At 72.4% G+C, this 15,917-nt stretch carries 13 protein-coding genes; 6 read left to right on the top strand and 7 right to left on the bottom strand.

Annotated elements, in window-relative coordinates; genetic code table 11:
- Positions 1–38 precede the first annotated feature (38 nt).
- The 3 genes from galE to AMETH_RS24915 all read right to left on the bottom strand — a co-directional run bounded on the left by galE (position 39) and on the right by AMETH_RS24915 (position 2,988).
- Positions 39–1,028, bottom strand: a complete 990-nt coding sequence (gene galE / locus AMETH_RS24925; RefSeq protein WP_017983900.1) for a UDP-glucose 4-epimerase GalE — start codon at positions 1,026–1,028, stop codon at positions 39–41.
- 95 nt (positions 1,029–1,123) lie between these two features.
- Positions 1,124–2,296 (bottom strand): galactokinase, encoded by a 1,173-nt coding sequence (gene galK / locus AMETH_RS24920; protein WP_017983899.1) that lies wholly within the window; start codon positions 2,294–2,296, stop codon positions 1,124–1,126.
- Positions 2,293–2,988: an iron-dependent transcriptional repressor DtxR gene (locus AMETH_RS24915; protein WP_017983898.1), complete on the bottom strand. Its 696-nt coding sequence runs from the start codon at positions 2,986–2,988 to the stop codon at positions 2,293–2,295. The genes galK and AMETH_RS24915 overlap by 4 nt, the downstream gene beginning before the upstream one ends.
- 104 nt (positions 2,989–3,092) lie before the next feature.
- Between AMETH_RS24915 and AMETH_RS24910 the strand changes: the two genes are divergently transcribed.
- Entirely contained in the window at positions 3,093–4,262 is a 1,170-nt protein-coding gene (locus AMETH_RS24910; protein ID WP_017983897.1) for an acetoin utilization protein AcuC, read from the top strand.
- Positions 4,263–4,890: 628 nt separating this feature from the next.
- On the top strand, positions 4,891–7,851 hold the full coding sequence (locus tag AMETH_RS24900) for a bifunctional acetate--CoA ligase family protein/GNAT family N-acetyltransferase (protein ID WP_223842929.1): 2,961 nt from the start codon (positions 4,891–4,893) through the stop codon (positions 7,849–7,851).
- 324 nt (positions 7,852–8,175) lie between these two features.
- Here the strand turns inward: AMETH_RS24900 and AMETH_RS24895 are convergent, their stop codons facing one another.
- The 4 genes from AMETH_RS24895 to AMETH_RS24880 all read right to left on the bottom strand — a co-directional run bounded on the left by AMETH_RS24895 (position 8,176) and on the right by AMETH_RS24880 (position 12,398).
- Positions 8,176–8,505, bottom strand: coding sequence for a DUF1330 domain-containing protein (locus AMETH_RS24895; protein ID WP_017983894.1), 330 nt, complete (start codon positions 8,503–8,505; stop codon positions 8,176–8,178).
- A 128-nt stretch (positions 8,506–8,633) separates the two neighbouring features.
- Positions 8,634–10,169, bottom strand: a complete 1,536-nt coding sequence (locus tag AMETH_RS24890) for a long-chain-fatty-acid--CoA ligase (RefSeq protein ID WP_017983893.1) — start codon at positions 10,167–10,169, stop codon at positions 8,634–8,636.
- A complete protein-coding gene (locus AMETH_RS24885) occupies positions 10,166–11,206 on the bottom strand; it encodes an acyl-CoA dehydrogenase family protein (protein WP_017983892.1) in 1,041 nt (346 codons plus the stop codon). Before AMETH_RS24885 ends, AMETH_RS24890 begins: the two co-directional genes overlap by 4 nt.
- A gap of 10 nt (positions 11,207–11,216) precedes the next feature.
- Complete coding sequence (locus AMETH_RS24880; RefSeq protein ID WP_017983891.1) at positions 11,217–12,398, bottom strand: acyl-CoA dehydrogenase family protein; 1,182 nt, start codon at positions 12,396–12,398, stop codon at positions 11,217–11,219.
- A 105-nt stretch (positions 12,399–12,503) separates the two neighbouring features.
- On the opposite strand from AMETH_RS24880, the gene AMETH_RS24875 reads away from it, so the two are divergent.
- From AMETH_RS24875 to AMETH_RS24860, 4 genes are all read left to right on the top strand, one after another.
- Positions 12,504–12,695 carry a ferredoxin gene (locus tag AMETH_RS24875; protein WP_017983890.1) on the top strand — a complete coding sequence of 64 codons (192 nt, stop codon included), beginning with the start codon at positions 12,504–12,506 and terminating at the stop codon, positions 12,693–12,695.
- Between the two features lie 62 nt (positions 12,696–12,757).
- On the top strand, positions 12,758–13,639 hold the full coding sequence (locus AMETH_RS24870) for a 3-oxoacyl-ACP reductase (protein ID WP_017983889.1): 882 nt from the start codon (positions 12,758–12,760) through the stop codon (positions 13,637–13,639).
- A complete protein-coding gene (locus AMETH_RS24865) occupies positions 13,636–15,150 on the top strand; it encodes an aldehyde dehydrogenase family protein (protein ID WP_026153342.1) in 1,515 nt (504 codons plus the stop codon). Before AMETH_RS24870 ends, AMETH_RS24865 begins: the two co-directional genes overlap by 4 nt.
- A complete protein-coding gene (locus AMETH_RS24860) occupies positions 15,150–15,911 on the top strand; it encodes a glucose 1-dehydrogenase (RefSeq protein ID WP_017983887.1) in 762 nt (253 codons plus the stop codon). The genes AMETH_RS24865 and AMETH_RS24860 overlap by 1 nt, the downstream gene beginning before the upstream one ends.
- The last annotated feature ends 6 nt before the right edge of the window (positions 15,912–15,917 follow it).

Raw genomic sequence — 15,917 nt, 5'->3', positions numbered from 1 at the left:
CGAGCTGTTCGGCCGGCGTCGACTCCCTACCGAGTGGATCAGCCGCCGAGTGCCTTGCGCTCCTGCGTGAAGCGCCAGGCGTCGCGGACGATGCCTTCCAGGTCGGCGCGCTCGGGCTTCCAGCCGAGCTCCTCGCGGGCCCGGTCGCTGGCGGCCACCAGGATCGCGGGGTCGCCGGCACGGCGCGGCGCCACCTCGGCCGGGATCGGGTGCCCGGTCACGGTCCGGCACGCCTCGATGACCTGGCGCACGGAGAACCCGGTGCCGTTGCCCAGGTTGTAGATGCGGTGTTCACCGGCCCGCGCGTGCGTCAGCGCGAGCAGGTGGGCGTCGGCGAGGTCGGCGACGTGGATGTAGTCACGAACGGCGGTGCCGTCGTCGGTGGGGTAGTCCTCGCCGAAGATGCTGATGTGCGGACGGTCCCCGGTGGCCACCTGCAGCACCAGCGGGATCAGGTGGGTCTCAGTGGTGTGCCGCTCCCCGAAGCGGCCGTACGCGCCGGCGACATTGAAGTACCGCAGGCTCACGGCAGCCAGTCCGTGCGCCCGCGCGTAGCTGGTGATCGCGTGGTCGATGGCGAGCTTCGACGCACCGTAGGTGTTGGTCGGCATCGTGGGCGCGGTCTCCGGGATCGGGCTGCGCTCCGGCTCACCGTAGGTGGCCGCCGTGGAGGAGAAGACCAGGCGCGGCGTGCCGTGCGCACGCATCGCGTCCAGCAAACGGATGGAGGTGATCACGTTCCCGTGCCAGTACTTGGCCGGGTCCTGCATCGACTCGCCGACGAGGGACTTCGCCGCGAAGTGCAGCACGCCGTCGAAACCCTCGCCGAGCAGGGACGCCGTCGCGTCGGCGGCGTCGCCCTCGACGAAGCGCGCGCCGTCGGGGACGGCGTCCGCGTGGCCGGTGGACAGGTCGTCCACGACGACGACCTCGTGCCCGGCTTCCAGCAGGCGGGCCGTGCAGACGCTGCCGACATAACCGGCACCGCCCGTGACGATCAGCTTGAGGCGCGAGGAGTCGGAAGCCATGGTCTCGTCGGGAGCCTTTCTCGAGAACGGAAAAGGAGGTGTCGCCAGTGTGGACCAGCAACCTGTGAGCCACGCACAGGTCCGGCCCCGCCGAATTACAGCTCGTCGCGTCCGGCGCCGGGGGACGGGACCGCCACGAAGGCACGCGGCCAGCGGTAGCCCGCTCGGTCGAAGGCCTCCGTGACCGCCGCCTCGACAGTGTCCACAGCGGACTCGGGCACGAGGGCGATCGCGGTGCCGCCGAACCCGCCGCCGGTCATCCGCGCGCCGAGGGCGCCGTTGGCCTCCGCGACCTCCACGGCGAGGTCCAGCTCCGGGCAGGAGATCCGGTAGTCGTCGCGCATGCTGACGTGCGAAGCGGTCAGCAGCGGGCCGATGTCGCCGATCCGGCCGTCCCGGAGCAGGGCGACGATGTCGAGCACGCGCTGGTTCTCCGTCACCACGTGGCGGACGAGCGGGCCGAGCTCGCCGGGCAGCTGTGCGAGCGCGCCGTCCAGGTCGCCGGGGCCCACGTCCCGCAGCGCCTTGACGCCGAGCAGGTCGGCCGCGCGTTCGGTGCCCTTGCGGCGCTCACCGTAGCCGCCCTCGCTGTGGGCGTGCTTGACGCGCGTGTCGATGGCCAGGATGCGCAGGCCGGCGGCCGCGGCGTCGAACGGCACCTGTTCCATCTCGCCGGAGCGGACGTCGAGGAACAGCACGTGACCGTCCACGCAGCACAGCGACGCGGTCTGGTCGAGCACGCCGGTCGGGGCGCCGACGAAGTCGTTCTCGGCGCGCTGGGCCCAGCGCGCGATCTCGGCTCGCCGCTCCAGGCCCGGGTCGTCTTCGCCGGCCAGCCCGAGCAGGGCCAGCGCCACCGCGCACTCCAGCGCGGCGGAGGAGGACAGCCCGGCTCCGGTGGGGACGTCGCCGGCCAGCACCACGTCGGCGCCGCGCTCGACACCGTGGTCGCGCAGCACCCACGCCACCCCGGCCGGGTACGCGGCCCAGCCGTCGACACCACCGGGACGGAGATCGGGGATCGCGACCGGCTGGGCTTCCTGGATGCGCCCGTCGGAGCCGAGCGTGGACACGGTGAGGACCTGGTCGGCGCGCGGGGACGCGGCGGCGGCCAGCCGGTGCGGCAGGGCGAACGGCAGCACGAAACCGTCGTTGTAGTCGGTGTGCTCGCCGATCAGGTTGACCCGGCCCGGCGCGGACCACACGCCGGACGGGGGCCGCCCGTGCACGGACCGGAACGCCTGTGCGGCCTCGCTCGCGGAACTCACTTGGCCTGCGCCAGAACCGCGTGCAGCACCGACATGGGCACCTGGACCGCGCCCAGCTCACCGGTCAGTTCCGCGGTGCCGCCACCGTCCGCGCGGCGCACCGACACCACGCTGCCGGGGGCGACTCCCGCCTCCTTCAGGTCCACCATCAGCTTCTCGTCGAGCTGGATGTGCTCGGCCAGGCGCCGGATCTCCGCCTTGCCGCCGCCGGACCGCGCGAAGTCGTCCAGCCGCACCAGGTCGGCCTCGGCGGGCGGCGCGGGCAGCCCGCCCTCGCCGAGCTTGTCCAGACCAGGGATCGGGTTGCCGTAGGGCGAGGTGGTCGGGTGGTCGAGCAGCCGGACCAGCTTGCGCTCCACCGCCTCGCTCATGACGTGCTCCCAGTGGCAGGCCTCGGTGTGCACGTGCTCCCACTCCAGCCCGATCACGTCGAGCAGCAGCCGCTCCGCGAGCCGGTGCTTGCGCATGACGGCGATGGCCAGCTCCCGGCCGTGGTCGGTCAGCTGCAGGTGGCGGTCGTCGGCGACGCGCACCAGTCCGTCGCGTTCCATGCGGGCCACCGTCTGACTGACTGTCGGACCGCTCTGCTGCAGCCGCTCGGCGATGCGGGCGCGCAGCGGTACGACACCTTCCTCTTCGAGCTCGAAGATGGTCTTCAAGTACATCTCTGTGGTGTCGATGAGATCGTTCACGATGTCCCCTTCGTCCGCGACAATCCATGGTAGTCGTTCCGGGCGACGGTCACCCCAGGTGACCGGGAGGATAATCCCGCTCCTCACGGCTACCATCGGACGTCATGCAGCCCGCCGTCGTCTGGGATCCCGCCCTGCTCGGTTACGACCTCGGCGGTGAGCACCCGTTCAACCCGGTCCGGCTCGACCTCACCGTGCGGCTCGCCACTGAGCTGGGGGTCCTCGACGGCGTGGAACTGCTCGTGCCCGAGCCCGCCACCGATACCGAGTTGTACCGCATACACGCTGAGGAGTACCTGGCGGCGGTCAAGCTCGCGCCGACTGCGGGCTGGGACGTCGGCCACGGCCTCGGCACCGCCGACAACCCGGTGTTCAGCGACATGCACGACGCCTCCGCCCTGGTGGTCGGCTCGACCCTGCTCGGGGCACGCAAGATCGCCGACGGCGAGGCGCGGCGCGCGGTGAACATCGCAGGTGGCCTCCACCACGCCATGCGCGGCCGCGCCGCCGGGTTCTGCGTCTACAACGACTGCGCGGTGGCCATCTCCTGGCTGCTCGACCACGGTTTCGACCGCATCGCCTACGTCGACACCGACGTCCACCACGGCGATGGCGTGCAGGCCGCCTTCTACGGCGACCCCCGCGTGCTCACGGTCTCGCTGCACCAGCACCCGTTCACGCTGTGGCCGGGCACCGGGTACAGCGCCGAGACCGGGTCCGGCGAGGCCGAGGGCACGTCGGTGAACGTGCCGCTGCCGCCCGGCACGCGTGACGCCGGCTGGCTGCGGGCCTTCCACGCGGTCGTGCCGTCGCTGCTCGAGGTGTTCCGGCCACAGATCCTGGTGACCCAGTGTGGCGTCGACTCCCACGAGGAGGACCCGCTCGCGGACCTCGCGCTCTCGGTCGACGGTCACCGGACCATCTACGCTACTCTCCGTGACCTCGCTGAGCGTCACGCCGAGGGCCGGTGGCTGGCCGTCGGCGGTGGGGGTTACCAGCTGATCCGGGTGGTGCCGCGCTCGTGGACGCACCTCATGGCGACGGTCCTCGACCGCGACGTGAAGCCCGAGACGCCGCTGCCGCCGAACTGGGTCAACACCGTCCTGCGGGCCGCGCCGAGCGCCGAGCTGCCGCCGGAGATGACCGACGGCCGGGACACGACGTACCACTCGTGGGGGGACGGGGCGGACGACCCGGTCGACGTCGCGATCCGGGACACGCGCCGCGCGCTGTTCCCGCTGCACGGCCTGGACCCGGACGACCCGAGGGACTGACCCGACCGATCCGAGGAATCGACGTGAGATGAGCAGGAGCGACAAGCCCGGCGGGCCCCACGAGGACGAGCCGCGCGGAGCCGCAGCGGAGCAGGCCGCGGCCGGCAGGCCTGACCCGGTTCAAGGGGGTGGCGCGCCGGGGGAGGAGAGCCCAGAGGGCGACCTCGGCACGGCCGCGGGTGGTGGCGGACGGGCTGCTGCCGGCCGGGATCGGGGCGGCAGCGCGGTTGGTGAGCAGGCTGCCGGTGGCGGCTCGGGGTCGAGCGGCGGTGCGTGTGGTGAGCAGGCTGCCGGTGGCGGCTCGGGCTCGGCCGCCAGTGCGGGTGGTGGCGAGGCCGCAGGTGGTGAGCAGGCCGCTGGTGGCGGCTCGGCGCGGGGTGGCGGTGTCGATCAGGAGCAGGTGGGTGGCGCTGGCGTGGGAAGTGATCAGGGCCGGCCGGGCGGTAGCGGGGAGCAAGAGCAGTTGAGCGGCACCGGCGAGCGTGCGGACGCGGGGCAGGCGCCGACGAGCGGTATCGGCGAAAGCAATGCCGGCATGCGCGGCGGTGCCGCTGGGCCGAGCGGCGCTGGAGGGCGCGGCGTTGCTGGCGTGGGCGGTAGTGCCGGTGAGCCCAGCGGCGGCGCTGGCATGCGCAGCAGTGCTGACACGCGCGGTGGTGGTGAGCTGAGCGGCGCGGGCGAGCGCAGCAATGCTGGCGGGCGCGGCGGTGCCGCTGAGCCGAGCGGCGCTGGAGGGCGCGGCGTTGCCGACGAGCGCAGTGGTGCTGGTGAGCCCAGCGGCGCGGGCGAACGCAGCAGTGCGGGCGAGCGCAGCACCGCCGGCCGGGTGCCGGTCAGCAGCCACAGTGCGTCCAGTAGCGCCGGCCCGGGGCGGGCGGCCGGCGCGGGTGAGGGCGCGAACCGGGAGAACCACGGGCCCCGTGATCCCTATGACTACCCCCGTCATTGGGAGGCCGACGTCCTGCTCAGCGACGGCGGAACCGTCCACTTGCGACCCATCGTGCCGAGTGACGCCGACGCCCTCGTCGCTTTCCACGGCAAGCTTTCCGAGCGCACCCGGTACCTCCGCTACTTCGGCGCCTACCCGCGCATCCCGCAGCGGGACCTCGAACGGTTCTCCGTCGTCGACCACCACGATCGCGTGGCGTTCGTCGCCCTGCTCGGGGACGACATCATCGCCGTGGGGCGGTACGAGCGGCTCGGCGACGGGCCGTCGGCCGAGGTGGCGTTCGTCGTGGACGACGCGCACCAGGGGCGCGGCGTCGGGTCGATCCTGCTGGAACACCTGGCCGCCGCCGCGTCCGAGAGCGGCCTGCGCCGGTTCGTCGCCGAGGTCCTCGCCGAGAACGCCGCCATGGTGCGCGTCTTCCGCGACGCCGGTTACCAGGTCAGCCGCGCCATCGAGGAGGGCGTGCTGCACCTGGAGTTCGACATCGACCCCACCGAGGAATCCCTCGCCGTCGCCCGCGCGCGGGAACAGGCCGCCGAGGCGCGCAGCGTCTACAACCTCCTCCACCCGCGGTCGGTCGCGGTCATCGGCGCCTCGGCCGACCCCACGAAGGTCGGCTACTCGGTCCTGTCCAACCTGCTCGCCGCGGACTTCGCGGGCACCGTCTACCCGGTGAACCCGGAGCACCGCTCGGTGCGCGGCGTGCGCGCTTATCCGTCCGTTGTGGACATCCCGGACCCGGTGGACCTCGCGGTCGTGGCGGTGCCCGCGGACCAGGTCGAGTCCGTGTTGGACGGTGCGCTCGCCAAGGGTGTCAAGACCTTGCTGATCGTCACCGCCGGTTTCGGCGAGGCGGGCCCGCACGGCCTGCACGCCGAGCTGCGCCTCGTCGGCGAGGCACGCGCGCACGGCATGCGCGTGGTCGGCCCGAACGCGCTGGGCGTGCTCAACACCGATCCGGCGGTCCGGCTCAACGCCACCCTCGCCCCGCGCCTGCCCAAACGGGGCCGCGCCGGCTTCTTCTGCCAGTCCGGCGCCCTCGGCACCGCGATCCTCGCCGACGCCGAAGCGCGCGGCCTCGGGCTGTCGACGTTCGTGTCCGCGGGCAACCGCGCCGACGTCTCCGGCAACGACCTCCTGCAGTACTGGGAGACCGACACCAGCACTGACCTCGTCCTGCTCTACCTCGAATCGTTCGGCAACCCGCGCAAGTTTGCCCGCCTCGCCCGGCGGCTCGGGCGCAGCAAGCCGATCGTCGCGGTCAAGTCGGGGCGGCACGCCGTCCGCCCGCAGCTGGCCGCGACCTCCGCCGAGGTCGACGAGTCGAGCGTGCAGGCACTGTTCGAGCAGGCCGGTGTGGTGCGGGTGGAGACGCTGGCCCAGCTGTTCGACACCGCGCTCGTGTTCGCCCACCAGCCGTTGCCCGCGGGGCCGCGGATCGGGATCGTCGGCAACTCCAGCGCGATCGGCCTGCTCGCCGCCGACACGGCTCGCGCGCAGGGGCTGCGGCTCGCGTTCGATCCGGTGGACGTCGGGCCGCAGGCCGGTCCGGAGGACTTCGCCGCGGCGGTGCGGGAGGCGCTGAACAACCCGGAAACCGACGCGCTGGTCGCGGTGTTCGTGCCCCCCCTGTCGATCCCGGGCAGCACGTACGCGCGGGCGCTGCGCGAGGCGGCGCAGGCGCTGGACCAGGGAAAACCGATCGTGTCGACGTTCCTCGCCGCCGAGGGCGTGCCGGACGAACTGGCCGTGCCCGGCCCGGACGGCGCCCCCGGGCGGGGGTCGATCCCGTCCTATCCCAGCCCGGAACGCGCGGTGAACGCGCTGGCGAAGGTCGTGCGGTACGCGGCGTGGCGGCAGCGGCCGCAGGGCACGCTCATCCGCCCCGACGGGCTGCACGTCGAGCAGGCCCAGCAGGTCGTGCGGGAGATCCTGGCGGGCGGCGACAAGAACGTGGTGCTCGAGGACGCCGACATCGTGCGGCTGCTCGGGTGCTACGGCATCGACGTGGTGCCGTTCCGGGTGGTGTCGAGCGCCGGGGCCGCGATCCAGGCCGCGGAGGAACTCGGCTACCCGGTCACCGTGAAGGCCGTCGACGAACGCTTGCGCGGACGGCCGGACCTCGCGGGCGTGCGGCTGGACCTGGCATCGCCGGACGCGGTGCGGCGCGGGTACGAGGACCTGAGCGAGGTGTCCGGCGAGCGGGACGTCTACGTGCAGAAGATGGCGCCGAAGGGCATCTCGTGCCTGATCGGGCTGCAGGACGACCCGTCGTTCGGCAGCCTGGTGTCGTTCGGGTTGTCCGGGCTGGTGAGCACGCTGCTGGGGGACCGGGCGTACCGGGCGGTGCCGCTGACCGACGTGGACGCCGCGACGCTCATCCGCGAGCCGAAGAGCGCCCCGCTGCTGACCGGCTACCGCGGCGACGAGCCCGCGGACCTGGCGGCGTTGCAGGACCTGGTGCTGCGGGTCGCGGCGCTGGCCGAGGACCACCCGGAGGTGCGGGCGCTGACGCTGGACCCGGTGATGGCCTCGCCGGAGGGCGCATTCGTGGCCAACGCGCGCATCGTGCTCGGTCCGCCGCCGGCCCGGCCGGACACCGGGCCCCGGCGGCTGCGTCCGATCAACGCGACGTTCTGATCTGCGGTGGCAGGCACGCGGCGGTGCTGGGCCGGAGCCGGTAGGGGCGGGTTGGGAGATGGGGGTCGTGGGCCGCTGACGCGGTGGTGGCCGGCCGCCGGTGCGTGGCGGTGAGGCGCGGGCCGAGGGTGCGCTGAATTGTGGGGCGGCCGGGGAGGGTGTGCTGGGGCGGGCGCCGCCTGGGCTGTGGTGAGCCGTGGCGTGCTGCGGTGCGGCGCTGCCGTGCATGGGCACCGCCGCTGGGGCGCCCCGGGCTGCGGCGGCGGCGCGCCGCCGGGCCGAGCGCGCTGGCCGGAGGGCACGGGCAGGTGGGTGCGGGAACGGTTACTCCGCGGCCTTCAGGATCGGGCGGAGGTCGTCCAGGCGGTCGAACAAGTGCCAGACGTAGGAGGAGGTGCCGTTCTCCCGGTGGGGGTGGAGGTCGGCCAGTGCGGGGTCGTCCCGGTAGCTCTCGAACGCCTCCGGTGACTCCCACTCGACCAGGATCATCACCTGGCGCGGGGTGATCTCACCGGTCGCCGCCTCGCGGAACTTGCCCAGCGCGACCACGCGTCCGCCGTGGGCGGATACCTCCGCGGCCGACCGGCGCGAGTACGCCAGGTACTCCGCGCGGTCGGCGACGTCGAACAGGTTCAGCGCGTAGACCTTGCCCATGCCGGCCACTCTACGGCCGCACCGCGACCACGGATCGGCTCCCGGGGTACTCCGTCAGTACGGCTCGACCAGCAGCGGTCGTGTCGTTGTCGCCGGGGTTCCAGCAGAACGCCGCCTGAACCTGCGCATCAGCCCACCGTAGGCACCGCGGGTGTCGGCGAGTAGACGCTTTCCTTGCCACGACGCGACCACACCGGATCGGAGCACCGCGTCCCCTCCGCCGCCAGCCGCCGTTTCACGATCTTGTACGTGGATGTCCGCGGGAGTTCGTTGACAAGGCGCACGAACCGTGGCAGCTGCTTCGGCCCGAGGTCCGGTTGCGCGGCCAGGAACTCCCCGAACTCCTCGGGCGACAGCGGCCTCGACAACACCAGCGCGGCCAGCACCTGGTCGCCGACCGCCGGATCCGGCACCGCGTACACCGCCGCCTCCGCGATCGCCGGGTGCCGCAGCAGGACCCGCTCGATGGGCGCGGTGCCGAGGTTCTCGCCGTCGACCCGCAGCCAGTCCCCGAGCCGCCCGGCGAAGAAGCAGAACCCGTTCTCGTCCACGTAGGCCAGGTCCCCGGTGTGGTACCGACCGTCGCGGAGCCGCTCGGCGTCCGCCTCCGGGTTCTTGTAGTAGCCCGCGAACGCCCCCGCACCGGCGGTGTTCACCAGCTCCCCGACCACGCCCGGCGGGCAGACCGAGCCGGTTTCCGGGTCCAGCACCGCGACCCCCTCCGGCAACGGGCCCAGCGACCCCGGCGGCGTGTCCGGTGTCCGGGCGAACCCCATCCCGCCCTCGGTCGAGCCGAACGCGTCCACCACGTGGCAGCCGAACCGGCGGCCGAACTCGGCCAGGTCCGCCTCCGCGCCCTCGTTGCCGTACACGATCCGCAGCGGGTTGTCGGCGTCGTCCGGCGACTCGGTCGTTGCCAGCACGTACGACAGCGGCTTGCCCACGTAGTTGGCGTACGTGGCGCCGAACCGCAGCACGTCGTGCAGGAAACCGGATGCCGAGAACCGCCGCCGCATCGCCAGCGCCGCGCCCGCGGCGAGCCCGACCGACCATCCGGCCATGATCGCGTTGGAGTGGAACATCGGCATCGACAGGTACACGCAGTCCGAACCGGACAGTCCGAACCGGGAGGCCAGCATCTGCCCGGGGAGGGCGATCTTCTCGTGCGTGCACCGCACCGCCTTCGGGTCGCCGCTGGTGCCGGAGGTGAAGATGAGCATCAGCAGGTCCGCGGGCGTTGCGGGCACCGGGGAAAGCGGGGAGCCCGCGCACGAATCCAGCAACGCGGCCCACTCCGGCCCGTCCAGGTCCAGCACCGGCACGTCCACGCCGTCCAGCAGCGCCGCGTGCCGTCCCTCGGTGAGCACCAGCCGGCAGTCGGAGAGCCGGATGTCCCGCTCCAGCGCCGCGCCCCGGCGCGTCGGGTTCAGGCCGACCAGCACCGACCCCGCGAACGCGCACCCGCCGAGCAGGAACGAGAACGACGGCACATTGTCCGCCAGCACACCCACGTGCTTCACCGGCCCGGTCAGCAACGAACGCAGCACCGCCGCGTGGTCGGCGCACTGCTGCACGTGCTCCCGCCACGTCCACGCCGAGTCCTCGAACCGCAGGCCGGGGCCGTCGTCCGCGGCGCGCGCCAGCAGCATTTCGGTGACCGTCATGACGTCGCGAGCAGCTCGCCCAGCACCCGCAGCTGCGCCGTCGCCCCGCCGAGGGCGAACTCCAGCCGCTTGGCCGCCACGAAGTACCGGTGCAGCTCGTGGTCGGTGTCGATCCCGACCCCGCCGTGGATGTGGACCGCGGTGTGCGCGACCCGGTGCCCGGCCTCGGCCGCCCAGTACTTCGCCGTCGCGACCTCCGACGCCGCGGGCAGCCCCTCCGACAGGCGCCACGCGGCTTGCCACAGCGTCAGCCGCACGGCTTCGACGTCGATGTAGGCGTCCGCGAGCCGCTGCCGCACCGCCTGGAACGCGCCGATCACGTGCCCGAACTGCTCCCGCTGCCGTGCGTACTCGGCCGTGCGGTGTAAGGCGCTCTCCAGCACGCCGAGCTGCTGCGCACACAACCCGACCGTCGCGTGGTCGAGCAGGGACACCTCCGGCAGCCGCGAAGCCGGGACCCCGTTCAGCTCGACCAGCCCGGCGTCGGCGTGGTCGACCACGCTCTGCCGCCGCACCCCGTCCGCGGCGACCACGAACACCGCCGTCCCCTCGGGCGTGTGCGCGGGCACGACCAGCGCGTCGGCGAACGCGGCGAACGGCACCGCCGTCTGCGCCCCGGACACCCGCCAGCCCCCGCCGTCCGGTTCCGCCGTGAAGCCGCACGGCGCGCCCGCGTCCGGCAGCGCGAGTGCCAGCACCGCCTGACCGCGCACCGCCGGCACGACCCACTCCTCGATCAGCTGCCTGTCCCCGGACTCGGCGATCGCGGACGCGGCCACCACGGTCGGCAGGTACGGCACCTCGGCGACGGTCCGGCCGATCTCGGTCAGCACCGCGCACTGCCCGAGCAGCCCGAGGCCGCCGCCCCCGACCGCGGTGGGCAGCGCCGCGTCGATCACCCCGGCCCGCGCCAGCTCCTGCCACACCGTGCGGTCGAACCCGCCCTCGCCGTGCGGGCTCGCCGAAGCGCGCTCGGACAGGATGCGGCCGGCGAGCGCGGCCAGTTCGGTCACGTCCGCACTCAACGCGAAGTCCACGGGTTCCTCCTCAGCGGGTCACGGGCAGGGACAGGGCGGTCGCCGCGATCAGGTCGCGCTGGATCTCGTTCGTGCCGCCGCCGAAGGTCAGGATCAGCGCCGAGCGGTGCGCGCGTTCGAGCTGTCCGCGCAGCACGGCGCCGGGGGAGCCGGCGCGCACCACCGCGCCCGGCCCGACGACCTCCATGAGCAGCCGGTACGCCTCGATCGCCAGCTCGGTGCCGAACACCTTCGTCGCCGAGGCCGCCGCCGCACCCAGCTCGTCCGAGCCCGCCGCCCACGCGATCCGCCAGTTGCGCAGCTTGAGGTACTCGGCGTGGGCGTGCACGCGGGCCAGGTGCATCCGGACCCACTCGGCGTCGATGACCCGGCTGCCGTCCGGCTGCTTGGTCTCCCGCGCCCACCTGCGCACCTCGTCCAGCGCGGAGATGATCGGCGCGGCCGAGGTCAGCGCCACGCGCTCGTGGTTGAGCTGGTTGGTGATGAGCGGCCAGCCGGCGTTCTCGTCGGCGATCCGGGCGGACACCGGCACGCGCACGTCGTCGTAGTAGGTCGCGCTCGTGCCCGGTCCGGCGACGGTGCGCACCTTCGTCCAGGAGAAGCCGGGGGCGTCGGTCGGCATGACCAGGATGCTCAGCCCCTTGTGCCGTTTCGCGTCCGGATCGGTGCGCGCGGCCAGCCACACGTAGTCGGCGTACTCGATCAGGCTCGTCCACATCTTCTGGCCGTTGACGACGTAGGAGTCGCCGTCCCGGACCGCGCGGGTGCGCAGGGACGCGAGGTCGGTGCCCGCCTCCGGCTCCGAATAGCCGATCGAGAAGTGCAGCTGGCCGCCGGCGATGCGCGGCAGGTAGAACGCCTTCTGCTCCGGCGTGCCGAACCGCATGATCGTGGGCCCGATCGTGTTGACCGTCAGGAACGGCACCGGCACCCCGGCCACGGCCGCCTCGTCGGTGAACACGAGCTGGTCCAGCATGGGCCTGGCCTGCCCGCCCCACTCCTCGGGCCACCCGATCGCGAGCCACCCGTCCCGGCCCAGCTCGCGCACGATCTCCTTGTAGGCCTTGCCATCCCCGTACTCGCCGCCGTCCCCGGCCAGCGCCTCGCGCCGTTCCGGAGTCATCAGCCTGGCGAAGTAGTCGCGCAGTTCGTCGCGCAGCCGGTCCTGCTCGGGCGTGTAGCTGATCCGCATGCGTCACCTCCGGCCCGCCCGGTCGTTGCTGGAAGCAGACCGGTCCGTGGCGCTAGTCTAGAACACGTTCTATTTCTATCAGCTCCGCCGCCGAGGAGGAAAGCCATGGAGGTCGCGGTCGACCGGTCGCTGTGCGAGGCGAACGAGGTGTGCATCGGGTTCGCGCCCGCCGTCTTCGAGCTGAATGACGACGAGGAGTTGCGCATCGCTCACCCGTCGGTGCCCGAATCAGAAGTAGAACGTGTTTCGCAAGCGATTGCGGCTTGTCCGAAGAATGCGCTGTTCATCGTCGAGTAAACGGGCGAAACTGGGGCTTGTCCGGGACGAGAACAGATTCTAGTCTGGCCGTCGTGGAAGGTATGCGGGAACCGCGGGTGGCCATCGTGACCGGCGCCGGGGCGGGACTGGGCCGGGCGGAGGCGCTGGCGCTGGCCCGTTCGGGCGCCCCGGTCGTCCTCAACGACGTCACGGAGGCCGCGAAAACCGTCGTCGAGGAGATCGAGGCCGAGGGCGGCCGGGCGCTGCTCGTCACCGGGGACGTGGGCGAGCGCGCCACCGCCGACGCCCTCGTCGAAGCCGCGCTCGACCACTTCGGCGGGCTGCACGTCGTCGTCAACAACGCCGGGGTGCTGCGCGACCGGATGCTGTTCTCGATGTCCGACGAGGAGTGGGACACCGTGATCCGGGTGCACCTGCGCGGGCACTTCCTGTTGTCCCGCAACGCGACCGCGCACTGGCGCGCCCAGTCGAAGGCCACCGGCGGGCCGGTGTTCGCGCGGATCGTCAACACCGCGTCCGAGGCGTTCCTCGTCGGATCCGCCGGTCAGCCCAACTACGCGGCCGCCAAGGCCGGCATCGTGGGCCTCACCGTCGCCACCGCCCGGGGCGCCGCGCGGTACGGCGTGCGGGCCAACGCCATCTGCCCGCGGGCGCGCACCGTCATGACCGCCGCGGTCTTCGGCGACGCGCCGGACGGCGGTGTCGATCCCTTGTCGGTGGACCACGTCGCCCCTTTCGTCGCGTTCCTCGCCTCGGAGCGGGCGGAGCGCATCAACGGCCAGGTTTTCGTGGTGCACGGCGGCATGGTCGCGTTGCTGAAACCGCCCGCCGTCGAGCAGCGGTTCGACACCGCGGGTCCGCTGTGGACGGCCGACGAGCTGGCGGCCACCGTGGGCGCCCACTTCGACGACCGAGATCCCGACACCATGTTCGCCGCCACCGAGATCCTGGAGCTCCCATGACACTTACCGTGCAGCCGCACCGCGAATCCGTCGGCCTCAAGACCGGTCAGCTCTACCTCGACGGCCAGTGGGGCCCCGGCACCGGCGGCGACTCGTGGACCCACCGACACCCGGCCACCGGCGAGGAGATCGGCGAGTTCGCCATCGCCACGGAGGCCGACGTCGACGCCGCGGTCGCCTCGGCGCGCGTGGCCTTCGAGTCGGGCACGTGGTCGAACTCCCGCGCGAGCACGCGTGTCGCGGTTCTGCACCGGTACGCGGACCTGCTGCGGGAGCACGCCGAGGAGCTGCGGTCGTTGCAGGCGCTGGACAACTCGGTGCCGCTGTCGTTCAGCAGCACGATCTACGCGACCTCAGCCGGCGCCGCGGCGGACGTGTTCGACCACCACGCGGGCTGGGTCGACAAGCTCGGCGGCGAGACCCTGACGCCGTACCAGGGCGGCGACCACCTGGCGATGACCTTCCGCGAGCCGATCGGCGTGGTCGCGGCGATCTTGCCGTGGAACGCGCCGTTCCTGCTGTTCGCGCAAAAGGTCGCCCCGGCGCTCGCGGCTGGGTGCACCATCGTGCTCAAACCGTCGGAGTACTGCACGTTCACCGTGCTACGCATGGTCGAGCTGCTCGTCGAGGCCGGGCTGCCGGCCGGCACGCTCAACGTCGTCACCGGCCCCGGCGACCCGGTCGGCGAAACGCTGATCACGCACCCCGGGGTCGACAAGGTCAGCTTCACCGGCAGCCGCGCGGTGGGCAAACACATCGTCGAGGCGTCCGCGGGCACGCTCAAGCGGGTCTCGCTCGAACTCGGCGGCAAGAGCCCGGCGCTGGTGTTCGCCGACGCGCCCAACGTCGCGCTGGCCGCGGCCACGGTCGTCGGCGCGGTCACGATGGGCCTGTCCGGCCAGGCCTGCGTCGCCAACACCCGTGCCCTGGTGCACCGGGACGTCTACGACGAGTTCCTCGGCGCCGCGCAGGGCATGGCGCAGGCGGTGACCTACGGCGACCCGTTCGACCCGAGGGTCATGGCGAGCCCGCTGATCAACGAGAAGCAACTGGAACGGGTGCTCGGCTACATCGAGAAGGGCAAGGCCGAGGGCGCCCGGCTGGTCACCGGCGGCGAGCGGCTCGGCGGCGACCTGGCGAACGGCAACTTCGTCGGCCCGACCATCTTCGCCGACGTGGACAACCACGCGACGATCGCGCAGGAGGAGATCTTCGGCCCGGTGCTCGCGGTCGTCCCGTTCACCGACGAGGACGAGGCCGTGCGCCTGGCCAACGACACCGAGTACGGCCTCGGCGCGGGCCTGTTCACCGCCGACGTCCAGCGCGCGTTCCGCGTGTCGCGCAAGCTGCGCGCGGGCACGATCGGCATCAACGGTTTCCAGATCGAGCCGCACCTGCCCTTCGGCGGGTTCAAGCAGTCCGGGCTGGGGCGCGAGGGTGGTAAGTCCTCGATCGAGGCATACACCGAGCTCAAGTCGGTGTACCTGCCGCTGACCGACCAGATGATGTGATGGGACGCCTCGACGGGAAGACCGCGCTGATCACCGGCGCGGCCAGGGGACAGGGCGCGGCCGCGGCCCGGCGGTTCACGCAGGAGGGCGCGAAGGTGATGGTCGCCGACGTCGCCGACGACGACGGCAAGGCCCTCGCCGACGAGATCGGCGCGGTCTACCAGTACCTCGACGTCTCGCGCGAGGACGACTGGGCCGCCGCGGTGCAGCGCGCCGAGGACGAGTTCGGCGGCCTCACCGTGCTGGTGAACAACGCGGGAATCCTGCACTTCTCGGAGCTGGCGCACACGTCACTGGCCGATTACGAACGCGTCATCGGAATCAACCAGATCGGGGCGTTTCTCGGCATGCGCTCGGTCGTTGAACCGATGACGCGGGCCGGTGGCGGCTCGATCATCAACGTGTCCTCTGTGGAGGGTCTGGCCGGCATGCCGTTCCTCGTCGCCTACACCGCGAGCAAGTTCGCGATCCGGGGGATGACGAAGGTGGCCGCGCTGGAGCTGGGGCGCAAGGGGATCCGGGTCAATTCGGTCCATCCCGGCATGATCGACACGAAGATGGTCGCCGACGCCGCGGGCGGAGCGGAGATCGACATGGCCTGGGTCGGCAAGAAGGTCGCGCTGGGACGCGTCGGCAAGCCCGAGGAGATCGCGCAGCTCGCGGTGTTCCTGGCCAGTGACGAGAGTTCCTACTGCACGGGCGGGGAATTCGTCGCCGACGGCGGGGCCACGGCTACCCATGCTCTCAATCTGCAGGGGTGATCAAGA

Origin of the sequence: Amycolatopsis methanolica 239 (assembly GCF_000739085.1) — a bacterium.
Lineage (GTDB): Bacteria > Actinomycetota > Actinomycetes > Mycobacteriales > Pseudonocardiaceae > Amycolatopsis_E > Amycolatopsis_E methanolica.
Note: the sequence above shows the minus strand (reverse complement) of the source record. Positions and strands in the feature narration are given on the sequence as shown.